Here is a 22,188-nt window from a genome sequence, read left to right as displayed (position 1 = left end):
TTGGATTTTCATACAAAAATAACTAATTAAAACAATATTTTATCTTATTTTTAATTGAATAATTTATCTTAAGAAAGTGCTATTTTTGTAAATAAATATAAACAAATGCGCAAAATTAAATTAGAAAAGTATTTTAATATAGCTTGTTATGCAGAATGTGTAAGTTGTTTTTTGCTTTTTTTGGTTGCCATGCCTCTGAAATACTTTTTACAAAACACCCTATTAATGATACCGGTTGGAATGATACACGGTTTATTTTTTACAGTTTATATTATTTTATCCTTTAGGGTTAGAAAAATCTATAAATGGGATGATGAAGATTTTGTTTTTGTGCTTATGTCGGCATTTTTCCCGTTTGCAACCCTATGGGTTGAAAAAAAATTGGCAAAAACGAATAGAAAATAAAAAAGTATATAGGACATATTTGTTTAAGATTTCAAATATGAAACCTTACTATATAATTGAATATTTAAGGAGTTACGAATAATATTAAAATATATAGGATAAAAAAAGAAAGTTTCTTATGTACATAAGAAACTTTCAATCTTTATATATGTAAAATTCTAATTTATTGCATTCTGTAGCTCTTCAGTAATTTCCATATTATGAAATACTTGTTGAACATCATCATCATCTTCAAATTTTTCAAGCATTTTTAATATAGTTTGAGCTTGTTCCAATGGAAGTGATTTCGTAGTATTAGGTAATCTTTGTAGTTCCGCACTTTTAGGTTCAATACCCAATTCCTCAAATTTATGATTGATAGAACCAAAATCTTCAAAGGAAGAAGTAATGATTACTTCATTATCATCTTCTTCAATTTCTTCAGCACCTGCATCGATCATTTCCAGTTCAAAACTATCCCAATCCATGGTGAGAGATGATTTATCTAGGGTGAAAATTCCTTTTCGATCAAATAAAAAAGTTAATTCCCCATTTTTTCCTAGGTTGCCATCAAATTTATTAAATATTGCTCGTACGTTAGCTACAGTACGGGTAGGATTATTGGTTGTACATTCCAAAAAAATAGCAATTCCTCCGGGGCCATACCCTTCATAAGTTATTTCATCGTATTGTTCTGCATCTGCTCCGGAAGCCTTTTTTATAGCTCTTTCTACATTGTCTTTAGGCATATTGGCTCCTTTGGCATTCAGTAGACAACGACGAAGCGCCGGGTTAGATTCAGGATTAGGACCTCCGGCTTTAACAGCTATTGCAATTTCTTTCCCTATGCGGCTGAATTGTTTGGCCATTTTGTCCCATCTAGCTAATTTTGAAGCTTTTCTATATTCAAATGCGCGTCCCATAATCAAGTTTAATTTCTAAAACAAAAATAATAATTGAATGAATTATAGAAAAATAAATTATTAATTTTTAATACTTTTTGGATAATTTACAGGCTTTATGACTTAGTATTTAAAGATTATATTATAAAATAAAATGATAAAAATATCATTAATAGTATGAAAATAATTTAATTTTCTATGTTAATTGGAAATTTATATAAATTAATTTACCATGATTAATTATAAGTAATTTATTTGTAAAAGATTTATTGTTATCTTATTAAACTATAGAAATTTTATAGAGAATTATTCCAGTAATTCTTTAGGTATTACACAAACAGGAATAGGTTCTATCTTATGTTGGGCAAGTTTATTCAACCTTTCATAAATATCAAAAACTTCGCGTTGTCTTCCTGAAAAGTCAGAAGCCTTATGGTCTTCATGTGCTTTCATAGCCCATTCCAATTCCGGATAGGAGGCTCCTATTTGATCTTCATCCGAACGGTCGTCAGTCCAAAGGCCATCTGTGGGTTTAGCTTTTTGAATTGATTCGGAAATTTTTAATTCTTTAGCGATTTCAAAAACCTGACTTTTTAATAAATCAGCAATGGGGCTAATGTCAACTCCACCATCTCCATATTTGGTAAAGAAACCTATACCGAAATCCTCTATTTTATTACCCGTTCCACAAACCAAATAGTTGTTAATTCCGGCATAATAATATAATGCCGTCATACGAAGGCGAGAACGTGTATTGGCTAGAGAAAGATTATTTTTTTCATGAGATTCGTCAGCATGTAAATCAGATTTTAGAGCTTCAAAAGAAGAAGTAAGATTTATGGTTTTTCCGGCAACATTTCCAAATTGTTCGGTTAAAAATTTTATATGTTCTCTTGCGCGAGTAACCTGATCTTCAGCTTGATGAATAGACATTTCTAATAGTAAAACCGGGCTGCCGGTTTTAGCGGCTAAAGTAGATACTACTGCGGAATCTATCCCTCCAGATACACCAACCACTAATCCTTTTGCACCACTATTTTTCAGATAATCGTTTAACCAATTAACAATATAGGAAATTACCTTTGTTGTTTTCATAATATTGTATCTTTGCGCGTAAATTTATATATTTAAAACCAAGTGTAAAGATAATGAAGTTTATTAAATATCTGGCGGTATTATTGGCAATGCTGGGCTGTACCCAAAAAAATAATAAAGATACTTTAAACAAAAGATGGAAAGCGGATGTAAGTAAAGTGCAGGTAGAAATTGATATGAGCGATATTGCTAGTGATTTTTATAATTTAAAACTAACTGTAGCCGATATCAGAAAAAAATATCCATTTTATCTGAGTCAAAATACTCCGGATTCAAGATTTGAAAAAGATAGAAGAGATAGTACAGAGCTTAATATTTATGCAGAAATAAGGAAAAATGTTCCAAATGATAAGATCAAAACAGAACTCAAGGATCTTTTTAAGCATATAAAGTTTTATTATCCGAATTTTAAAGAGCCTAAAGTATTCTTATATTCCTCTTTTACATCCGATTATTTGAATCCAATCACTTATATTCCCCAAAATAATTATTTGCTTATTGCTACTGATTGCTTTTTAGGGTATAAGAATAAATATTATGATATGATGCAGATCGATAGGTACATACAAAGGACTATGAGTATGGAATACTTTTCATCAAAAGCTGCAAAAGAATTAATAAAAGAAATGAGGCTCATTCCCAGAGAAACTGATAGCCAATCGTTTGTTTCACAAATGATTTATCAAGGTAAAATACTAATATTAGAAGATGCCTTCCTTCCTGAGGTAAAAGATTGTTACAAAATCGGTTATACTGAAGATCAAATGAATTGGGCAAAAGAAAATAAATACGAAATATGGAATTATTTTATTGAAAATGGCTATGTTTTCAGTGATGATATTTCCCTTTCTGATCGATTCCTATCATTAGCGCCATTTTCTAAATTTTATACGGAAATTGATTCTCAAAGTCCGGGACAAATTGGCTGTTGGACAGGATGGCAAATTTGCAGAAAATATTTAATAGAAAATGATAAAGTTAGTTTGCAAGAATTTATAAAAGATACTAATCACGGACAAATTTTTGCAAAAGCCAAATATAAGCCCAATCCTCTTGATGATGAGGTCTATGAAGATAAAAAAGTAAAAAAATAAATAAGATTTATATATCGAAAAGAATGAAAGAAACAGAGATCAATTTAAATATACAGTTAGATGAAAATCATATCCCTGAAAAAATTGTTTGGGCTGCGCCAGATGGCGGTATAATCGGAGCTGAAAGTAAAGCTATTTTGTTGTCTGTGTGGGATGACAAAACTAAAGAAGCTTTGAGGATTGATCTGTGGACAAAGGAAATGCCTGTAGATGAAATGAAACGTTTTTTTCATCAGGTATTGCTTTCTTTAGGAGATTCCTATCAAAAGGCAACAGATGAAGAAGAAATAGCAGAAGAAATTAGAAAATTCGCTGAATATTTTGCAGATAGAAGTGGCATAAAAATGTAGTAGATACTACTTTGCTGTCGAATGTTACTTTTATTAAGAAATTGAAATACTTCATCTTAATATAAATGTATAATTATTTCAAAAACTTATCAAATGATTTCTTTAATGAGAATTTAATAACTGATTTAGTATGATAATTTTCTGACGAATTAAATTTTGAAAACATAAAAACAATAAATAACGATGATACTATATAATAGAAATAGAAGGTTAAGAGCGTCACAAGCTGTGAGAGATTTAGTGAAAGAAACTGTTCTAACCACAGATGATTTTATCATGCCTATATTCATTGCAGAAGGAGAAAATGTAAAAGAAGAAATATCATCTATGCCCGGAATATTCCGCCGGTCATTAGATCTTACAGTTAAAGAAGTAAAAGAATTATGGTCTTTGGGGGTAAAAGCTATAAATATTTATGTAAAAATCAGTGAAAATCTGAAAGATAATACCGGTAAAGAAGCTTGGAATAAAAATGGATTGATGCAAAACTCAATCAGGGCCATAAAAGATGCGATTCCGGAAATGGTAATCATGCCTGATGTGGCCTTAGATCCTTATTCTATTTACGGACATGATGGAATTGTTGAAGACGGAAAGATAGTTAATGATGTCACTGTAGATGCATTAGTTAAGATGAGTCTTAGCCACGCGGAGGCGGGTGCAGATTTTATAGCCCCTAGCGATATGATGGACGGAAGGGTAGCTGCTATTAGAGAAGCTCTAGAAGAAAATGGATTTCATGAAGTAGGAATTATGAGCTATGCGGCAAAATATGCAAGTTCCTATTACGGACCTTTTAGAGATGCATTAAATAGTGCTCCAGGATTTGGAGATAAAAAAACATATCAGATGGATTACGCTAATAGTAAAGAAGCTATAAATGAGGCGTTGAGAGATATAGAAGAAGGAGCTGACATTATTATGGTAAAGCCTGGGCTTCCTTATTTAGATATTGTTTCAAAATTAAGTCAAATCGTTGATGTTCCAATTTCCGTATTTCAGGTTAGTGGAGAATATGCGATGATTAAGGCCGCTGCAAAAAATGGATGGCTGGATAATGATAAAATAATCATTGAAAGTTTGACATGTATAAAAAGAGCCGGAGCCAGTCTAATTTCAACTTATTTTGCAAAAGAAGCAGCAAAACTGTTAAATCGATAAAATTTTAGTTGTTCACTATAATTGAAAATTGCCTCTTTTATTTTTAATAAAAGAGGCAGTTTTCATTCATATAGAAAAATTGTTACTTAATATGATGTTTATAAAGCTGTTTTATATTTTTTAAAAACCTCTTCTGAATATTTTTAAAATTTTTCAAACAATAAATTAGACGTGACGATGCATATAGACTTTTTTTAGCGAATGCATGGATACGTGAATTACCTAAAAATATTTTTAAAGATTATTAATTTTAATTTTATATAATTATAAAAATAAAAAAAGCATACTTAATTAGTATGCTTTTAGATATTTATAAATAAATATAATTATTTCTGTTGTTGATTTAGCAATATTCCCCTATAATCAGTAATATCAGCATCTTGATATAAGGATCTTAAAAATAAAGAAGGCATTTGTTGTGCATATTGATTCATCAATGAAGTTTTTAATTGTTTCTTATCTCCGATTTGACCTTTTGTAATCGATTTAGTGATGATTACATACACTCCGTTTTTTCCTTCAATAGCTTTAGATTGAGCTCCTTGTTTTAAACCAAAAGCAGCTCCTCCTACTTTTGGTTCAAATTCCCCGTTGATTGAAGGATTATCGAAACTTAAAGAAGCACTACCTTTGGTGGTTTTAAAATCAACGGCTAAATTTTCCAATGATTTGTTGTCCTTATTTATTTTTTCAGCGATAGCTTTTCCCAGCTTTTCGTTTCTTACTACCGTTTCGATTTCATCTCTAACCAAAGAAGGATCTGCTAAGCCTTTACTGAATAAAGAAGAAACTCTAGCTACTATATAGCTTTGATCGCTAGTAGTAAATGTTTCAGAATCTCCGAGTTTTCGTTTGGAATCAAAAGCCCAAGCAATTATATCGGAGTCTTTATCTGTATTTAATCCATTTATCATAGAACCAAAACGTAAGATTCCTCTTTGCTGTTGAGGTTTGTAATTAGATTTTTTTGCAAGTTCAATGAATTCTTTAGAAGATTTTCCTTGAATTGATTGTATAAAATTGGTAGATTGTTTTCGAGCCGCCTCAATAGTTGCATTAGAAGGTTCTATTTTCTTTGCTAGATCTGCTAATTTATAGACAATTTCATCTGGTTTTCTTTGAGTGATCATTAGAACTAAGTATCCTTGCGGAGTTTCAATAACTTCTGCTTTATTGGAAGGAGAAGATTCTAAGAAACGTTGTAATTTTTTAGAAGAAGCAGAAAAATCTTGGGAAGTAGTTAATTTCATTACTCCATTATTTGATGAAATGCTCGGATCATCTGATTGATTAACTAGTGTTGAAAAATCATTAGGATTTGCATTTAATTTAGCAGCTAATTCATCTGCTTGCTTTTTAGCTTGCTCTTTATTTCTAGCCGTTTTTGGCTGAATTTGCTGAGCTCCTGTATAGCTTATCAATATATTTTTTACCGTTAGGGAGTCTGTATTTTTTTTACCAATTAACTTGGATATAATAAAGTATCCATCGTCTTTGTATGCCGTTGAAATTTGACCTATTGAAGCATTTTTAACCCAACTTTGTATAAATCGAGGTAATTGTTTTTCACTTCTGTATTGTGAGATAAATGGTCTGTCAGCTATTTGTGCCGTATTAAGCTCACTTATATAAAGAGAATCGTTTTTTACGGAACTGAATGCTTGAATGGTATCTCCTTCAACAATAGATTTAGACAATAAGGCATTTAAAGAATTGAGAGTATTATTTTCATCCGAAGGAGTAGGTTTTGCAGAAAAAAACACATAATCTATGGTTCTATTTTCATCAATTTTAAATAAAGATTTATGTTTTTCAATATAGGCTTTTAAATCATCGTCAGAAACCTTCATCGGATTTGTTTTTTGGTAAGCATCATAATCAATTTTAACAAACTCTATGTTGGCTATATTTGATTGGTTTTGCGCTAAAGTTTCAATTTCCTTGTTGTTTGTTAACATTGCGGAACCGTAAGCTCCAAAATATTCTTTACTCATTGCCTGATAACCGAAATTTTTCTTCACAGTCATCATGTTTTGGAAATATTCCCTAAATTCAGGGGATGCATTTTGATTTTCTTCCATTTTTTCGAATTCATCCTGAATAAGCTTAATATTGATGTTTCCGTTTTTATCTTTAAATTGAGGGCTGTTAAATATTGGTGAAGATTTAGCAATATCCCATATCATTTTATCAGTTAATAGTAAGCCGGATGAATTAAATTTTTGTTCAATTAATTTATTCTCAATTAATGAATTCCAAACTTGTCCTTCAAGTAAATTTTCCGGATATCGACCTTGGTATTGAAAAGATAAAAAACGTAATTGACTATAATATTCCTGTCGGGAAATAGCTTCTTTATTTACTTTTCCAAAAACATTGGGGTCTTTTTTGCCCAGCCGGCTCCAATCAATTCCTCCCAATAAAAATAACAATAATGCTACAGCAACAAAACCTATTAATAATCCGTTTCTTTTTCTTATTTGTCCAAGAATAGCCATTTATTCGTAAATTTAATTTATTTTAATTTACGAAATTACGGTTTCAACATGAAATATGAAAATAATATTTAGCATATACTGTCTTTTTTTAAATATAAAATCCTTGCAATAGCATTTTGCAAGGATTTTTATAATGAATTAAAAAAAATTTAGGTTTATTTATCTATTGACCCTAGTACTCGTTTCATAAATGTGTTTAAAGCATCTTTTTCATCCATACCTTCATTCATTAATTTAGCCACTTCAATAGCTCCATACATATTAGATATTACTTCTCCTAAAACATCTAATTCTTCATCTTTTATACCCGGAGCTTCTGTTAAATGTTCTAAAGTTTCAATAGTTTCATTGATATAATCTTCATCATTATTTACAATGAATTGAGTAAGATGTTTAATTATTGGTAACTTCATTTACTAACACTTGTAAAGGTTCTAATTTATTAGTCTGTATTTGATTCACTAATTTTCCGTCTTTAAAAGAAGCAAAAGTAGGCAAGTTGGTTACATTTGCTAATTTTCGAGATTCAGGGAATTTTTCCGCATCTACAATCAAAAACGGAATCGTGCTGTTTTCTTCCCCCAATTTTTTAAATTTTGGCTTCATAATTTTACAGTTTCCACACCAAGAGGCAGCATACTGAACCAAAACTACAGGAGATTCTTTTATAATATCACTTAAATTATCTTGTTCTAATTCTTTTACCATTTTCTTTATTTTTTTTATTAATTAATGAGAGGATAAGTATTCTGATACGCCTTTACGATTAGCGTTCATAGCATCTTTTCCTTCTTCCCAGTTAGCTGGACAAACTTCGCCGAATTTTTGAACGTGTGTATAAGCGTCAATAAGACGTAAGTATTCTTGTACATTTCTTCCCAGTGGCATGTCGTTGATACTTTCGTGAAAAACTTTACCTTCCTCGTCAATTAAGAATGTCGCTCTGTAGGCTACATTAGAACCTTTTAAAATAACTGTTTCATAATCTTCATCATACTCAGAAGATTCGATATCTAAAATTCCTAAAATATTCGAAAGATTACGAGTACTATCTGCTAATATAGGGTATGTAACCCCTTCTATGCCTCCATTATCTTTTGGAGTATTTAACCAAGCAAAATGAACTTCATTAGTATCGCATGAGGCACCTATAACGATTGTATTTCTTTTTTCAAATTCAGGTAGTGCTTGTTGAAAAGCATGTAATTCAGTAGGACAAACGAAAGTAAAATCTTTAGGATACCAGAATAATAAAACTTTTTTATTTTTTTTAGTCGCCTCCTCAAAAATGTTAATTTTTAAATCATCCCCCATGTGGTCCATGGCATCTATTGAAATGTTTGGAAATTTTTTACCTACTATAGACATAATTACTTTTTTGTTTATTAAATTATTGTTTCACTTTTACTTTTCAAAAGTATTAATAATTCAAGGATTGGATTTAAATAATTTATAATTCTTTTTTATTGAAGAATAAAAAAAAATTATATACAAATGAATAGATTCTTGGTGAAATCTTATTTTGATTATTAAAATAGCAAAAAAACTGTATAATATAACGAATGATATGAATTTTTGGAATGATTTCTATATAAGAATGTTTATTGCTTTTTTATAAGTGTAAAAACAAAGGTTTTTCTATATGACTCTCAACAGGAATACATAGGTTTAACCCGGAAAAAGATATAGAGTGGTTATTGTCAGTTCTACAGCATTACTTATATAAAAAATTGAGTTAGGGTATATTTAAATATTTGTGGGTTTGTAATGAAATATGCCATTTAGGATTTCTCATTACATAATCAATGATTTTAGTAGTCATTTTATCCCTATTACTCCATTCCGGTTGTAAATATAGTATAGCGTTATTATTAGTCTTTGAAGCTTGTTCTTCCGCAAAGATAAAATCATGATTATTGTAAATAATTACTTTTAATTCATTTGCTTTAGCATAAACTCCTTCTAGAGGCAAGGAAGTTTTCTTAGGAGAAAGGCAGATCCAATCAATATGCCCTGATAAATTGTAAGCCCCTGAAGTCTCAATATGTATGGTGCATCCTAAATTTTTAAGTATGGCAGTTAATGGCTCTAGATTCCACATGAGAGGTTCCCCACCGGTCAATACGATAGTTTTAGATTTAGAAGCAGCCATTTTGGCAATTTCCTCAACTGAACTAACTGGATGAATGCTCGGATTCCAACTTTCTTTTACATCACACCAATGGCATCCTACATCACAACCACCAATCCTGATGAAGTAAGCAGCAGTACCTGTATGTCTTCCTTCTCCCTGAATGGTATAAAAATGCTCCATAATAGGTAATGAAAGCCCGGATTTTAACTCCTCGTTCATAAATTCTTTCATTTAATTATAATTTATTGCAAAAACAACTTGCAAAATTACAAAAAAGTAATTATTTGTAAAGATTACTTCCGTCAATGTAATGAAATACCTCCGGAGGAAGCATAGGACGTACATTTTTATTTTCTTTAATCATTGACCGTATTAATGTTGATGATATTTCAATGATAGGAGCAGGGATTTTATGTATGTTGGGATGACTAATGGCAATTTCTTTTTGTGTGCTATCCATACGTGGATAAACCAATATAGAATGATATTTTAGAATTTGATCATAATTTTTCCATTTATGGAAAGTAGTAAGGTTATCTTCTCCCATTAACAAAACAAAATCGTAAGATGGATACTTTTCCTTGAGGACAACCAAAGTATCGATAGTATAGGAGGGTTTAGGTAATGAAAATTCAATATTGGAGGACCTGAAATCAGGATATTTTTCAATGGCAAGATTTACCATTTCAAGTCTGTGGTGGTCTTTCAGTAAAGTAGACTTTTGTTTAAAAGGATTTTGAGGGGTAACAATAAACCAAATATTAGTAAGATCGGAATATTCAATTATGTAATTTGCAATAATTAAGTGCCCGATATGAATGGGATTGAATGACCCGAAAAATAAACCTACTTTCATTCTTCAAAGGTAGTTAATCCTCATAAAATTTAACATCTTTAATTTGTAGCTGATAAAAAGTCTTGCCTTGCCAATAATTTTCATATAAGGTAAAAACCATATCAAAAGGATATTTTTCAAATTTTGATAAAAGATGTCCCATTTTGAAAGCAATAGCTTCAAAAGAATTTTTGATAGTATCTTGAAAAACAATAATTTTTAAATGAGAACGATCTTTCCCCATAAGAGTATAATCTCCGGCAAAATGTACATTTTTGGCAAGAAAAACCGGACGTAAGTTAGCCGGACCAAAAGGAGCAAAATAGCTGATTAGTTTAAAGAAACGCCTATTAATGCTTGACAACAAAATTTCTTGGTCAATTTCAATGGTAGGAGTTCTTTGGCTTTCCTTAATAGTTTCTTTAACAACCGATTCAAATTTTTCTTTAAATGGTAGAAAATTCTCTTTTTTTATGGAAAGACCGGCAGCATACATATGTCCCCCAAATTGCTCCAGATATTCAGAGGTTCTCTCAAGAGTTTTATAAATATCAAATCCGGTAACGCTTCTTGCCGAAGCAACAAGGTCTTTATTTTTACCTTCAGTAAATACCAAAGTAGGCCTGTAATATTCTTCAATAAGTCTGGACGCAACAATACCAATGACTCCTTTATGCCAATTGCGATTAAAAACTACAGTAGAATAAGTATTGGTCTGTCCCGTTTTTATAATTTCTTGAATTGCTTCGGAAGTAATGTTCGCATCAAGTTCCCGACGTTCATTATTGAGTTCATTGATTTGAGTATAAATTTTCCTGGCTTCAATATCATTGGTAGTAATTAGAAGTTTTACTGCATTACTAGCATGACTGATTCTTCCTGCCGCATTAATTTTCGGTGCTATACCGAATACAATATTACTGACCGAGAAAGCTTCTCGAGTTTCTTTTGGTAAAAAAACCTTGAGCCCTACTCTGGGTTTTTCTAATAATTGTTTTATTCCGAAAGCTGTTAAAATCCGATTTTCTCCGGTTATAGGAACTATATCGGCAGCAATACTGATAGCAACTAAATCTAAATATGGATATATTTTTTCAGAGGCTATTTGTCTTTTTACTGATAATGCTTGTATAAGTTTAAAGCCAACCCCGCAACCACTTAAAAACTTATAGGGATAATTACAATCAGACCTTTGAGGATCTAAAATAGCAACCGCATCCGGTAAATCCTCATCCGGTAAATGATGATCACAGATAATAAAATCGATATTTTTTTCATTAGCATAAGAAATCTTATTCTTTTCCTTTATGCCGCAGTCCAAAGCTATAATTAATGAAAATCCATGAGCATAGGCAAAATCAATGCCCTGGTACGATATTCCATAGCCCTCTTCGTATCGATCTGGTATATAAAAATCGATATTTTTGTAAATTGAGTTTAGGAAAAGATACATCATTGATACAGATGTAGTTCCGTCTACATCATAGTCCCCATAGATAAGTATCTTTTCATCATTATTTATAGCTTGTTCAATTCTTTTCACAGCTACATTCATATCCTTTAAAAGAAAAGGATCATGAAGATGATCAAGCGAAGGTTTAAAAAAGGTTTTAGTTTCTTCAAAAGTAGAAACACCTCGTTGTAAAAGTAAACTGGTAATTTCCTTTGGAAATCCGAGTTCCTCAGCCAATTCATGCGCTTTATTAGATTCAGGTTGAGGTAAAATTAACCAACGATTTCTCATAGCCTACAAATGTATATAAATTTACTAAAAAAGAATAATTTCATTTTATCTTTTATATTTATATAAGTTTGACTCAAAAAGAGTTAAGTTTTTCTATATTTGATTAAAAATAAATTGTTTATGCGAAAATTAAGAATTTTATTATTGTTTATAGTTTTATTTACCTTATCATCTTGTGGACCCAATCCTGGAAAATTCAATGATAATTTAATAGAAAATCTAAATAAAGCAGACAGAGAATATACAACATTCTACGCGTTGGCTGATCAGTACTCAGATAATGATAATTTTATCATTGTTACGGAAAAAGGGAAAGTAACAATAAAAGAAATGGAAGAACTAATTAAGCAGATAAATAAGTATAATACACCCAAGGAGGGTGATGATTTTAAAAATTTAACTGTAGAGTATATTAAAAATATGGTGAATTCAGTAAAAGGATTTACACAAGATGAAAAATTGACAAAAGATCAATTTGAAAAGGCTCTTGAAAACATGGATAAAAATGAAGTAAAATTAAATGAAATTGATAATAAAATCATAGAAGCACAAAAATCGTTTGCCAGCAAAAGAGGATTTGAACTTAAAGGAGTATCATCAAAAAAGTAGAGATTGCTCATTTCTATGGTTGTTACTAAGGTGTTAAATATAGTATGAATTTAATTTCGCTTATCTTTTCACAAACATTGAAAATTATTAATTTATTACCTTTGCTTAAATCAAAATAAAGATGATTAACAAAGAAAAATTTTTACTCAAGTCCTATGAATTGGGAATAATTAAGTTTGGTGAGTTTACATTAAAAAGCGGGATCCTTTCTCCTTTTTACGTAGATTTACGTCCCTTAGCCTCAAGCCCTGTATTATTAAAGGAGTTATCGCAATTGTTGCTGGGAATGATAAAAGACTGTAGACATGAACTTATATGCGGAGTTCCCTATGCAGCTTTACCTATGGCAACAGCAATGTCTTTAGATTCTAATATCCCATTAATTATAAAAAGAAAAGAGAGTAAAAATTATGGTACAAAGAAAATGTTGGAAGGAATTTTTGCTCAAGGTCAATATTGTATATTGGTAGAAGATGTAATAACTAGCGGCAAAAGCTTGCTTGAAACTATTGAAGAAGTTGAAAAAGAAGGGTTAAAAGTAAAAGACATAGTGGTTGTTCTTGATAGACAGCAAGGAGGAAAAGAATTATTAGAAAATAAAGGCTACCAAGTGCATACCTTATTCAGTATAGAGGATGTTATTGATATCCTTTACAATCACGAATTTTTAAACCAATCTCAGGTAATAAAAATAAAAGATTTTATTAAGGAAAAACCCAAGGTACAAGTTAGCATACCTCGATTGACATATGAGCAAAAATTGGAAATGCAAAAACATCCAGTTTCTAAAAAGTTAATTGAAATAGCTTTATCCAAAAAGACGAATTTAATTGCCTCATTGGATATCAGTAAAGCACAAGAAATTTTGAATTTGGCAGATAAAATTGGAGAATATCTAGTAGCCATTAAATTACATACAGATATAATTTCAGATTTTTCTGAAAATTTTATTCATGAATTAAAGAAGATATCGGCGGCCAAAAATTTCTTACTATTTGAAGATAGAAAATTCGCAGATATTGGAAATACGCAACAGATGCAGTTTAGCGGCGGAATCTATAAAATATCTGAATGGGCGGATCTAATAACCTCACATGTAATAGCAGGTGAAGCAAGTTTAGAAGTTTTTGGAGAATCGACAGGAGTGGTAACCATAGCGGAAATGTCTTCAAAAGGAACGTTAACTGATGAAAATTATAAAACTAAAGCAGTAGAGATTTCCAATAAAATAACTAATGTGATAGGATGTGTAGCCCAATCCAAATTACCGGCCTCTTTATTGTTATTTACCCCAGGGGTTAATTTAACCGAATCCGGAGATGAAAAAGGGCAGCAATTTAATACTCCTGAGAAAGTTTTCTCTGAATATCATACAGATTTTATCATTGTAGGAAGAGGAATTTACGGGGCTCTAGACTCTGAAAAATCAGCTAAAAAATATCAGGAGGAAGGCTGGAAAGCATATTTAAAAAGTATATAAGCACCATTTATTTTACACATTTTGACGGAAAGAATTATTATTGGGATCGATCCAGGTACTAATGTAATGGGATTTGGAATAATTAAGGTGGTAGGCAACAAAATGACATTGATATGCATTGATGAATTGATTCTTAAAAAGGTTGAATCACATGCGCTAAAGCTGAAAAGAATATTTGATAAAACCTTATCTCTCATTGATACCTATCATCCCGATGAATTAGCTATTGAAGAACCTTTTTATGCAAAAAATGTACAGTCAATGCTAAAGTTGGGAAGAGCGCAGGGTGTAGCTATGGCGGCAGGTTTATTGAGAGAAATCCCCATTACAGAATACTTTCCCAAAAAGGTAAAAATGTCAATCACTGGAAACGGAAATGCATCCAAAGAACAAGTAGCAGGGATGTTAAAAACTTTGTTGAATTTAAAAGATTTTCCAACAAAATATTTGGATGCTTCCGATGGATTGGCTTTAGCAGTTTGCCACTTTTTAAATAGTGGAACCAAAGCTTCTGGAAATGACACTAAATCTTATACAGGATGGAGCTCTTTCGTTAAAAATAATCCTAAAAGAATTGAAGGTTAACCGCTGACAATGACATGAGATGAATAAAAATAAGTATAGGTTTTTTATAAAAAACCAATGTTGGGTTTCACTCATGATTTCTTTATTATGTTTATTTTTCGGATTCTTACATCATTCTATACACTACAATAGAATAGGAATTGTTTTTTTATTAACATTATCAGCCTATAATTTTATCTGTTATCAAAGCTCATGGGCAGAAAATCGGTTTAAAAAAAAATCTTTCTACCTGGTTTTCATATGCTTATTGTTAGTGGTATGTCTACTATATCAAGAAAAAGATATACGACAATTTTTTCATATTTTGCTTGTTGGAAGTATCGTCATCATGTATAAATCGGACTTTGTAAAAGTATCGCTCCGAAATGTTCCTTTATTAAAAATTTTTCTTATTGCCTTTGCTTGGGCATATACAGTCTTATGGATTGGAAACGAGTGGGATGCTAATGATTTCACGGCGTTTATACTTATTTATTTATTTATTATCGGGATAACTATTCCTTTCGATATTTGTGATATGCATACCGATGCAATAATTACCTTACCTAAATGGTTAGGGATACGTACGAGCAAAGGCATATCTTGCATTTGTCTAAGTTTATCTGCACTATTGTTTATTTTGTCCTTTTACAATCAAATAGATATGCAATACGTCTGGGCATGGGTAATAACTTGTTTGTCGGCAATAGGTATGGTAGTTCTTATGGGGGAGAAGGATTTGTTCTTCTTTACGCGTTTTTGGATGGAAACCTGTTCTGGCTTGCCTGTTTTATTGGTAGTGTTACAAAAAATAAGAGTCGTTTTATTATAAAAACGACTCTTGCACTCATTAAAAGTTGTTATGAGTTTTAACGGAATCTATCTACTGATTTTATGAGCTTTTCATCCTTATTGATGTACTTATTTGCCATGGCAAGCAGAATAATCAGCAGAACCGGGACGAGTAGCTCAACACCTTTCTCAGAAAGCGAAATACTTTCTCCAGATGAATTTAGCAAATCATAAACCATAAAACCGATCAACACTAAGTTTATAATTATATTTATATAATTAATTTTTTTCTGTACATTTCTGCTTTTAAAGCAGAAGAGCGAAATAAAAGCCAAGAGACCGATACTGAATAAAAGTATCATATCTGTTAATTCATTAGGAATAAAATCAATTAAATATCCGACAATAAAACCGATAAAACCGGCTGCTGATAGATATATGCTTTGAATTCGTTGGATCAAGATTTCGCTTTTTTAAAAGCAAATGTATAAAAAATTAGCGTTTTAATAAAATTTTTTGTAATATTGCTGAATAATCTACTAAAGATTAGTGCATTATTTTTCATAAAGTTACTACTTTATTCTTTTATAAAATAATCAAAATCAATATTTTACGAAATTTTCGAGTAATTTTAAATCATACTAAACATAACCTATGTTTGAGGAACAAAAGCTTAAAGCAATGAAAGTGGCTGATTTGCAGTCTGTTGCTAATGAATTAAAAATTAAAAGTTCAGGATTAAAAAAATCAGAATTAATTGAATTAATTTTAGCTCATCAAAATAATCAAATTAACCTCAGTAATTCGGTAACTTCTACCGAAAAAGAACCCGTTATAACGGAAAAAAGACAACGAAAGAGAATACCTGCTAAACAGCAGAGAGAAACCATATTTCCTAAAGATGAGGAAATAGAGAAAAGTTCCCCTAATGTTGAGGATTTGACAGATGTGAATGGTAAAGAAACTTCGGAAAATGATGAAGATTTTAAGGTAGATATTCCTGTATATAGGAAACCACAGGTGATATTAAGAAAAAGTGCTGATAGTACACATTTTCAAAAAACTACAGCAACCAAAGATGATAAAAAGTTTTTTGATGATGAGCCTAAAAATAATTTTCAAAATCAGAAAAAAAATAATGCTAAAAACGAATACACAAACAAACAGCATACAAACGGGAATAAATACCGTTCTTCTGATTATGAATTTGAAGGAATTATAAAAACAGAAGGAGTATTGGAAATCACACAGGACGGCTATGGTTTTTTACGTTCTTCGGATTTTAATTATCTTTCTTCTCCAGATGATGTATATGTTTCACCTTCCCAGATTAAGCTTTTCGGGCTTAAGACGGGAGATACCGTTACCGGTGAAGTTCGTCCTCCTAAAGAAGGTGAAAAGTTTTTTCCTCTGGTAAAAATTATAGAAATTAACGGAAGAGATCCTTTATTTGTAAGAGATAGAGTTTCTTTTGAACATTTAACTCCTTTATTTCCTGAAGAAAAATTTAAATTGGCAGGAACAGGAGCCACTTTATCGACTCGTGTGGTAGATTTATTCTCTCCGATTGGTAAAGGGCAGAGGGGTATGATCGTAGCCCAACCTAAAACAGGTAAAACGATTTTATTAAAAGATATTGCCAATGTAATTTCAATTAATCACCCAGAAGTCTATATGATTGTCTTGTTGATTGATGAACGTCCGGAAGAAGTTACCGATATGCAGAGAAGCGTGAAAGGGGAAGTTATAGCTTCTACCTTCGATGAATCTGCGGAAAAACACGTGAAAGTAGCTAATATTGTCCTATCTAAGGCCCAAAGAATGGTTGAATGTGGGCATGATGTGGTAATACTGTTAGATTCTATTACCCGATTGGCTCGTGCTTATAATACGGTATCTCCTGCATCAGGAAAAGTATTGTCGGGAGGAGTGGATGCTAATGCTCTGCATAAGCCTAAACGTTTCTTCGGTGCTGCTAGAAATATAGAAGGGGGAGGTTCTTTGACCATCATTGCAACCGCATTGATTGACACAGGTTCTAAAATGGATGAAGTTATCTTCGAAGAATTTAAAGGAACAGGAAATATGGAGCTCCAGCTGGATAGGAAAATCGCCAATAAACGTATTTATCCGGCCATTGATTTGGTTTCGTCTTCTACACGTCGCGATGATCTTTTGTTAGATCAGGTTTCGCAGCAAAGAATGTGGATATTAAGAAATCATCTTGCAGATATGAATCCATTGGAAGCCATGGAATTCTTGAAAACGAGATTAGAACGATCTCTTACCAATGAAGAATTCTTGTTAACCATGAATCAATAATAAATAAAGATAGAAAAAGACTGTTTTTTAATAAACAGTTTTTTTATTTTATCTTCATAAAATTTATCTTGATAGGGGGATTATCCTTTATGATAAGTGAATTTTTTATTTAAATAAGGTTTTAACTCCGTATAAGACACAAATAAAGAAAAATATCCGTAAGAATAAGGAGTTAATTCATATATGTTATAGTGAAATGTAATCCCTTTGTCACTTAAAGTAAAATTTTTAGAATAAGAAATAGAGTCAGAAATAAAAATAGAATATTCCGGCTCATATAATTTTACATTAGCCGGAATATTATACTTTCTTCTAGCTTCCCTATCTAAAACTTGATTAATTTCTTTTTCATGAGTTAAATCCAATACATTATCTATACTAAGCCATTTTTTTGATTTTTTATCATAAGTAAAGAATACTTTTTCAAAAATACCATGAGCTCCTCCTTCATAATCATAAGTAAATAAAACTGTAACATAATAATTAGAATTATTGATGATAGGATATATATAGCTATGATGCTCATTAATAAGTGAATATAAATTTAGGTCAGTAGGATCATTTTCATTTAGAACAGCTTCTACATTTAATTTATAATCAGATTTAAAGTCAGAAATTGCTTTCTTTGTAAAAGATTCGAATTTTGTATACTTAGGATAAGAAAGCTGAATGAGTTCCTTTTGCAAGTTAACTTTACTAGGTACAAACCAGTTAAAAACCATAGACCATACAATAGTGTCTGATATAACAGGTATAAAATCCGCCGCATATAAATGAGAAACATCCGTAGCTTCCCCATTGTTGGTGTTTTTCAGTTCAAAATTTAGTGAGGACGATTCTTTTTTCCATTTTCCTATATAAGTCTTACCATTAAAGGTTCCGGAAAATAATTCTTTTGCTACATTAGAATCTTGGTTTTCTTCAGTGGAAAGACTGAAGTTTTGTGAATTATTATCCTTAACTAAGTAAATAGGGGCATTTTGCGAGAGATAGTAATAGTTAGCAAAGCACTTACTGTCATCCTGGTTACAAATTAGTTCCATATTTACAGGATGGCTCCCTATTTTCCCCTCTAAATGATAATAATGGTTATAGGTAACTATTTGAGAATTTAGCGAACAGACAGTAAGTAACATCATATTAAATAATGTAACTTTCATAAGGTGAAATTTTATTTTTATCTCATAAACTTAGATCGATTATTCCTTACATTGGGATTAATCATGGAACTTTTAGAAACATTTACCCTTTTTAGTTGTTCCTTCATCATTTTAATTTGATCTCCCAGCATATTAGAAGAATCCAACCTTTTTGCTTCATTAAGGAGGCGATCTGCTTCATTTTTGTTTCCTCTCACCATAGCTCCTGCAGCTAAATTTAAAGTAGCCAATGCCCGGTCGTGTTTAAAACTTAATCCGTAATCCAATGCCGTTTTCATATAATTCTCAGCTTTGGCAGGATTTCCCTGAGCTTCTGTAATACCCATAAGATAGTTATAATATCCGTACTGTTTTCTAACCAATTGACTTTTTATATTGGTAACTTTATCGAGCCATGAACGTGCTCCTACAAGGTCTTGTTTACGCAGTTTCCAAAATGCTAGTAAGATATATTCATTTCTGAAAAATAATATAATGGGAATGGCTGAAAGAAATACCATTAAAATTCCGAATCCAATCTGACGATTAAACATTAGATAAATTCCGAATCCGATTATGATGGCTGCAATAACAAGTTTTATATATTTATTCATTGTAATTTCTTCAAGTTTCGACAAAGGTAACAATAACAGTTGAAAAAATCAGGGCAAAAACAATGGCAAGAGATTATTTTAGATGGAAAAATATAATTATGGATAATAAAACATATCATCCAGTAACATATCCGAAATTTTTTAAATCGCGATCATTCGATCTCCAATCTTTTTTAACTTTAACATAAAGATTTAAATAAATTTTTTTGTTAAAAAACTTCTCTAAATCCAAACGTGCTTCTGTACCTACTTTTTGTATTTTTTGTCCTTTATGACCGATTAGAATCCCTTTTTGCGTATTTCTTTCAACATAAATTGTAGATTCAATACGAATCAGATGATCTTCTTCCTTAAAACTTTCAGTAACGACTTCTACGGAATAGGGAATTTCTTTTTGATAGTTGAGTAATATTTTTTCACGAACGGTTTCATTTACAAAGAAACGCTCGGATAATGTTGTAAATTGCTCTTTATCATAATAAGGAGGCATTTCCGGTAACATGCCTTTAATTTTTGGGAGAATTAACTCCGTGTTTAATGAATGTAAAGCTGATATAGGAAGGATTTCAGCATTGGGCAATTGATTATGCCAGAATTCTACACTATTTGAGATTTGAGAAGCCTCTTTTGCCTTGTCTACTTTATTTAGTAGCACGATGACGGGAACTTTTACTGAATTTAATTTTTTAATTAAAAATTCCGAAGGATTTTTTTCTTCTCCAAATTCGGTTATAAAAAGAATCACATCTGCATCATCAAAAGATTCTTTTACAAAATCGTTCATTTTTTCCTGTAGTTCATAAGCAGGATTTTGTATAATTCCCGGAGTGTCGGAAAAGATAATTTGCGTATTTTCATCGTTCCAAATTCCAAAAACCCTATGGCGAGTTGTTTGTACTTTAGGGGTAACGATGGATAGTTTTTCTCCGATTAGTGTATTTATCAAAGTGGATTTTCCTACATTGGGTTTTCCTACAATGCTGACAAATCCTGATTTATGTGACATGAATTTATTTTTTTGATAAAATTAAATTTATTTATTTTTTTGAGCGATATTTTTTAATGAGAGCTTGTAAAATTGCCCAAGTTTCAGCATCTACAATTCCGTCTGCTTTTTCCGGTCTGAAATGCCATTGAAAAGCTCTAACAGTAAGAAAGGTGTTTTTGTCCCATTCTCCGGAAAGGTTCAACTTATATCCGTATTTTTGTAGGGCTTTTTGAAATTCAAGGGGAGAGCTGTACGGATAAGTATCAGGAATGTATTGAGACAGAAAATATTCTTTATCATATTCTTCATACCACGCACCAATGCCGTATTGAGTATAAAGTTCTTTCCAAGGGAATAGAGGGCCGGGATCTTGTTTTCTTAACGGAGCAATATCGCTATGTCCCACTACATTTACCGGATCAATTTCATACCGGTCGATAATATTTTTTGACAATGCCGCAACTTTCTCTATCTGATAACTAGGAAATGGGGTAAAAATTAAAGAATCTTTTACTTTAATGTATCCTTTATTTACTATTTCAATACCAATAGAAGTGTCATTAAGATTTTCTGTTCCGTTCCAGGCGCTTACTCCTGCATGCCAAGCACGTTTATCTTCGCTTACTAATATATCAATGGTGTCATTGGGCTGGTCTGTAATCAAATAATGAGAGCTTACCTCTCCTTTTTTCGCTAATATTTTAACAGAGATAGGATAATCGGATACGGTATAATGTAAAACCAAAAATTTGACTCTTTCATTAAATGCAACTGATGGGAAATTTTCTTTAGAAATAACATATCCCGGAAGATTTGCTTCTGTGATGAAATGATATTTCGGATTTGTATTTGAGATATATACGGTATCTCGTATTATCTTGGTATCAACAATGATTTTTTTTTGTGAACCGCAACTTATTAATAATAAGAGTGTAAGGCACAGTAAATTGCATTTTATTAATTGTATCATATATTTAATTAAGTATAACAAAGTTAAAAAACAGAGAAATAAATATAAGTTAAAAATTTTAAAAAAATACTTGCATAAGTAAAATCTTACTATTACTTTTGCACTCCAAATTAGTTCGAATGCAAACTAAATTTGGAGAGTTGCCGGAGTGGTTAACGGAGCAGTTTGCTAAACTGTCGACAGGAAACTGTCGCGTGGGTTCGAATCCCACACTCTCCGCATAAACACACAAGGTAAATTCGGGGTGTAGCGCAGGTGGTAGCGCATCTGGTTTGGGACCAGAGGGTCGCAGGTTCGAGTCCTGTCACCCCGACTTGATAAATCATCAGAAAGGGGTCGCGTAGCTCAGCTGGATAGAGCATCTGCCTTCTAAGCAGACGGTCAAAGGTTCGAATCCTTTCGCGATCACAAGATTGAGAACATAACCAACTCAGTGAAAATAAAAAAAACCTCTGTAATTGAGTACTACAGAGGTTTTTTATGTTTGAGTCTCATGGTCGGGTTTACCATAGT

General features: G+C 31.5%; 23 protein-coding genes and 3 tRNA genes. 12 read left to right on the top strand and 14 right to left on the bottom strand.

Annotation, left to right across the window (positions count from 1 at the left end; genetic code table 11):
• The first annotated feature begins 105 nt into the window (after positions 1–105).
• Positions 106–405, top strand: a complete 300-nt coding sequence (locus tag M3Z80_RS03430) for a DUF3817 domain-containing protein (protein ID WP_293917607.1) — start codon at positions 106–108, stop codon at positions 403–405.
• 158 nt (positions 406–563) lie between these two features.
• Here the strand turns inward: M3Z80_RS03430 and M3Z80_RS03425 are convergent, their stop codons facing one another.
• A complete protein-coding gene (locus M3Z80_RS03425) occupies positions 564–1,307 on the bottom strand; it encodes a YebC/PmpR family DNA-binding transcriptional regulator (RefSeq protein WP_293917605.1) in 744 nt (247 codons plus the stop codon).
• A 285-nt stretch (positions 1,308–1,592) separates the two neighbouring features.
• A complete protein-coding gene (gene nadE / locus M3Z80_RS03420) occupies positions 1,593–2,381 on the bottom strand; it encodes an NAD(+) synthase (RefSeq protein WP_293917602.1) in 789 nt (262 codons plus the stop codon).
• A 53-nt stretch (positions 2,382–2,434) separates the two neighbouring features.
• Here nadE and gldB point away from each other — a divergent pair, with 53 nt between their 5' ends.
• The 3 genes from gldB (at position 2,435) to hemB (ending at position 4,986) form a co-directional block, all read left to right on the top strand.
• Positions 2,435–3,475, top strand: a complete 1,041-nt coding sequence (gldB, locus tag M3Z80_RS03415) for a gliding motility lipoprotein GldB (protein ID WP_293917600.1) — start codon at positions 2,435–2,437, stop codon at positions 3,473–3,475.
• A gap of 23 nt (positions 3,476–3,498) precedes the next feature.
• Positions 3,499–3,825: a gliding motility protein GldC gene (gene gldC, locus M3Z80_RS03410; protein ID WP_293917598.1), complete on the top strand. Its 327-nt coding sequence runs from the start codon at positions 3,499–3,501 to the stop codon at positions 3,823–3,825.
• A 183-nt stretch (positions 3,826–4,008) separates the two neighbouring features.
• Positions 4,009–4,986: a porphobilinogen synthase gene (gene hemB, locus M3Z80_RS03405; protein ID WP_293917595.1), complete on the top strand. Its 978-nt coding sequence runs from the start codon at positions 4,009–4,011 to the stop codon at positions 4,984–4,986.
• Between the two features lie 326 nt (positions 4,987–5,312).
• Here the strand turns inward: hemB and M3Z80_RS03400 are convergent, their stop codons facing one another.
• From M3Z80_RS03400 to recJ, 7 genes are all read right to left on the bottom strand, one after another.
• Positions 5,313–7,484, bottom strand: a complete 2,172-nt coding sequence (locus M3Z80_RS03400) for a peptidylprolyl isomerase (RefSeq protein WP_293917594.1) — start codon at positions 7,482–7,484, stop codon at positions 5,313–5,315.
• A gap of 155 nt (positions 7,485–7,639) precedes the next feature.
• Positions 7,640–7,897, bottom strand: a complete 258-nt coding sequence (locus M3Z80_RS03395) for a DUF6952 family protein (RefSeq protein WP_293917592.1) — start codon at positions 7,895–7,897, stop codon at positions 7,640–7,642.
• Entirely contained in the window at positions 7,878–8,192 is a 315-nt protein-coding gene (locus M3Z80_RS03390) for a thioredoxin family protein (protein ID WP_293917590.1), read from the bottom strand. Before M3Z80_RS03390 ends, M3Z80_RS03395 begins: the two co-directional genes overlap by 20 nt.
• 21 nt (positions 8,193–8,213) lie before the next feature.
• Positions 8,214–8,852 (bottom strand): peroxiredoxin, encoded by a 639-nt coding sequence (locus M3Z80_RS03385; RefSeq protein ID WP_293917588.1) that lies wholly within the window; start codon positions 8,850–8,852, stop codon positions 8,214–8,216.
• A gap of 367 nt (positions 8,853–9,219) precedes the next feature.
• Entirely contained in the window at positions 9,220–9,837 is a 618-nt protein-coding gene (locus M3Z80_RS03380; RefSeq protein WP_459251437.1) for a 7-carboxy-7-deazaguanine synthase QueE, read from the bottom strand.
• A 61-nt stretch (positions 9,838–9,898) separates the two neighbouring features.
• Positions 9,899–10,474, bottom strand: coding sequence for a nicotinate (nicotinamide) nucleotide adenylyltransferase (nadD, locus tag M3Z80_RS03375; protein ID WP_293917584.1), 576 nt, complete (start codon positions 10,472–10,474; stop codon positions 9,899–9,901).
• Positions 10,475–10,487: 13 nt separating this feature from the next.
• Positions 10,488–12,197 carry a single-stranded-DNA-specific exonuclease RecJ gene (recJ, locus tag M3Z80_RS03370; protein ID WP_293917582.1) on the bottom strand — a complete coding sequence of 570 codons (1,710 nt, stop codon included), beginning with the start codon at positions 12,195–12,197 and terminating at the stop codon, positions 10,488–10,490.
• A 120-nt stretch (positions 12,198–12,317) separates the two neighbouring features.
• Between recJ and M3Z80_RS03365 the strand changes: the two genes are divergently transcribed.
• The 4 genes from M3Z80_RS03365 to M3Z80_RS03350 all read left to right on the top strand — a co-directional run bounded on the left by M3Z80_RS03365 (position 12,318) and on the right by M3Z80_RS03350 (position 15,682).
• Entirely contained in the window at positions 12,318–12,806 is a 489-nt protein-coding gene (locus M3Z80_RS03365; protein WP_293917579.1) for a hypothetical protein, read from the top strand.
• 121 nt (positions 12,807–12,927) lie between these two features.
• On the top strand, positions 12,928–14,286 hold the full coding sequence (gene pyrF / locus M3Z80_RS03360; protein ID WP_293917577.1) for an orotidine-5'-phosphate decarboxylase: 1,359 nt from the start codon (positions 12,928–12,930) through the stop codon (positions 14,284–14,286).
• 18 nt (positions 14,287–14,304) lie between these two features.
• Positions 14,305–14,871 carry a crossover junction endodeoxyribonuclease RuvC gene (ruvC, locus tag M3Z80_RS03355; RefSeq protein WP_293917620.1) on the top strand — a complete coding sequence of 189 codons (567 nt, stop codon included), beginning with the start codon at positions 14,305–14,307 and terminating at the stop codon, positions 14,869–14,871.
• Between the two features lie 19 nt (positions 14,872–14,890).
• A complete protein-coding gene (locus tag M3Z80_RS03350; RefSeq protein WP_293917575.1) occupies positions 14,891–15,682 on the top strand; it encodes a UbiA prenyltransferase family protein in 792 nt (263 codons plus the stop codon).
• 37 nt (positions 15,683–15,719) lie between these two features.
• On the opposite strand, the gene M3Z80_RS03345 is transcribed toward M3Z80_RS03350, so the two are convergent.
• Positions 15,720–16,103 (bottom strand): DUF4293 family protein, encoded by a 384-nt coding sequence (locus M3Z80_RS03345; RefSeq protein ID WP_293917573.1) that lies wholly within the window; start codon positions 16,101–16,103, stop codon positions 15,720–15,722.
• A 193-nt stretch (positions 16,104–16,296) separates the two neighbouring features.
• Between M3Z80_RS03345 and rho the strand changes: the two genes are divergently transcribed.
• Positions 16,297–17,964, top strand: coding sequence for a transcription termination factor Rho (gene rho / locus M3Z80_RS03340; protein WP_293917571.1), 1,668 nt, complete (start codon positions 16,297–16,299; stop codon positions 17,962–17,964).
• A gap of 80 nt (positions 17,965–18,044) precedes the next feature.
• Here the strand turns inward: rho and M3Z80_RS03335 are convergent, their stop codons facing one another.
• The 4 genes from M3Z80_RS03335 to M3Z80_RS03320 all read right to left on the bottom strand — a co-directional run bounded on the left by M3Z80_RS03335 (position 18,045) and on the right by M3Z80_RS03320 (position 21,675).
• Positions 18,045–19,124, bottom strand: a complete 1,080-nt coding sequence (locus tag M3Z80_RS03335; protein WP_293917568.1) for an RsiV family protein — start codon at positions 19,122–19,124, stop codon at positions 18,045–18,047.
• Between the two features lie 17 nt (positions 19,125–19,141).
• Complete coding sequence (locus tag M3Z80_RS03330) at positions 19,142–19,717, bottom strand: DUF2892 domain-containing protein (RefSeq protein ID WP_293917566.1); 576 nt, start codon at positions 19,715–19,717, stop codon at positions 19,142–19,144.
• Between the two features lie 115 nt (positions 19,718–19,832).
• Entirely contained in the window at positions 19,833–20,723 is an 891-nt protein-coding gene (gene era / locus M3Z80_RS03325) for a GTPase Era (protein WP_293917564.1), read from the bottom strand.
• Positions 20,724–20,754: 31 nt separating this feature from the next.
• Entirely contained in the window at positions 20,755–21,675 is a 921-nt protein-coding gene (locus tag M3Z80_RS03320) for an N-acetylmuramoyl-L-alanine amidase (protein ID WP_293917562.1), read from the bottom strand.
• 134 nt (positions 21,676–21,809) lie between these two features.
• On the opposite strand from M3Z80_RS03320, the gene M3Z80_RS03315 reads away from it, so the two are divergent.
• The 3 genes from M3Z80_RS03315 to M3Z80_RS03305 all read left to right on the top strand — a co-directional run bounded on the left by M3Z80_RS03315 (position 21,810) and on the right by M3Z80_RS03305 (position 22,083).
• A tRNA-Ser gene (locus tag M3Z80_RS03315) sits at positions 21,810–21,894 on the top strand.
• A gap of 21 nt (positions 21,895–21,915) precedes the next feature.
• Positions 21,916–21,988, top strand: a tRNA-Pro gene (locus tag M3Z80_RS03310).
• A gap of 21 nt (positions 21,989–22,009) precedes the next feature.
• Positions 22,010–22,083 (top strand) — tRNA-Arg (locus M3Z80_RS03305).
• The last annotated feature ends 105 nt before the right edge of the window (positions 22,084–22,188 follow it).

The sequence above is a fragment of the Apibacter sp. genome (assembly GCF_025291155.1).
Taxonomy (GTDB): Bacteria; Bacteroidota; Bacteroidia; order Flavobacteriales; family Weeksellaceae; genus Apibacter.
This window is presented reverse-complemented; position numbering and strand designations above follow the sequence as displayed.

What these genes read in the sequence shown, in the direction of transcription:
- M3Z80_RS03330 (WP_293917566.1), bottom strand. Translation starts at nt 19,717, where the DNA reads ATGAATAAATATATAAAACTTGTTATTGCAGCCATCATAATCGGATTC.
- gldC (WP_293917598.1), top strand. Translation starts at nt 3,499, where the DNA reads ATGAAAGAAACAGAGATCAATTTAAATATACAGTTAGATGAAAATCAT.
- gldB (WP_293917600.1), top strand. Translation starts at nt 2,435, where the DNA reads ATGAAGTTTATTAAATATCTGGCGGTATTATTGGCAATGCTGGGCTGT.
- M3Z80_RS03320 (WP_293917562.1), bottom strand. Translation starts at nt 21,675, where the DNA reads ATGATACAATTAATAAAATGCAATTTACTGTGCCTTACACTCTTATTA.
- M3Z80_RS03390 (WP_293917590.1), bottom strand. Translation starts at nt 8,192, where the DNA reads ATGGTAAAAGAATTAGAACAAGATAATTTAAGTGATATTATAAAAGAA.
- M3Z80_RS03425 (WP_293917605.1), bottom strand. Translation starts at nt 1,307, where the DNA reads ATGGGACGCGCATTTGAATATAGAAAAGCTTCAAAATTAGCTAGATGG.
- recJ (WP_293917582.1), bottom strand. Translation starts at nt 12,197, where the DNA reads ATGAGAAATCGTTGGTTAATTTTACCTCAACCTGAATCTAATAAAGCG.
- pyrF (WP_293917577.1), top strand. Translation starts at nt 12,928, where the DNA reads ATGATTAACAAAGAAAAATTTTTACTCAAGTCCTATGAATTGGGAATA.
- era (WP_293917564.1), bottom strand. Translation starts at nt 20,723, where the DNA reads ATGTCACATAAATCAGGATTTGTCAGCATTGTAGGAAAACCCAATGTA.
- nadE (WP_293917602.1), bottom strand. Translation starts at nt 2,381, where the DNA reads ATGAAAACAACAAAGGTAATTTCCTATATTGTTAATTGGTTAAACGAT.
- rho (WP_293917571.1), top strand. Translation starts at nt 16,297, where the DNA reads ATGTTTGAGGAACAAAAGCTTAAAGCAATGAAAGTGGCTGATTTGCAG.
- M3Z80_RS03385 (WP_293917588.1), bottom strand. Translation starts at nt 8,852, where the DNA reads ATGTCTATAGTAGGTAAAAAATTTCCAAACATTTCAATAGATGCCATG.
- M3Z80_RS03335 (WP_293917568.1), bottom strand. Translation starts at nt 19,124, where the DNA reads ATGAAAGTTACATTATTTAATATGATGTTACTTACTGTCTGTTCGCTA.
- hemB (WP_293917595.1), top strand. Translation starts at nt 4,009, where the DNA reads ATGATACTATATAATAGAAATAGAAGGTTAAGAGCGTCACAAGCTGTG.
- M3Z80_RS03400 (WP_293917594.1), bottom strand. Translation starts at nt 7,484, where the DNA reads ATGGCTATTCTTGGACAAATAAGAAAAAGAAACGGATTATTAATAGGT.
- M3Z80_RS03350 (WP_293917575.1), top strand. Translation starts at nt 14,891, where the DNA reads ATGAATAAAAATAAGTATAGGTTTTTTATAAAAAACCAATGTTGGGTT.
- M3Z80_RS03395 (WP_293917592.1), bottom strand. Translation starts at nt 7,897, where the DNA reads ATGAAGTTACCAATAATTAAACATCTTACTCAATTCATTGTAAATAAT.
- M3Z80_RS03365 (WP_293917579.1), top strand. Translation starts at nt 12,318, where the DNA reads ATGCGAAAATTAAGAATTTTATTATTGTTTATAGTTTTATTTACCTTA.
- M3Z80_RS03380 (WP_459251437.1), bottom strand. Translation starts at nt 9,837, where the DNA reads ATGAACGAGGAGTTAAAATCCGGGCTTTCATTACCTATTATGGAGCAT.
- nadD (WP_293917584.1), bottom strand. Translation starts at nt 10,474, where the DNA reads ATGAAAGTAGGTTTATTTTTCGGGTCATTCAATCCCATTCATATCGGG.
- M3Z80_RS03430 (WP_293917607.1), top strand. Translation starts at nt 106, where the DNA reads ATGCGCAAAATTAAATTAGAAAAGTATTTTAATATAGCTTGTTATGCA.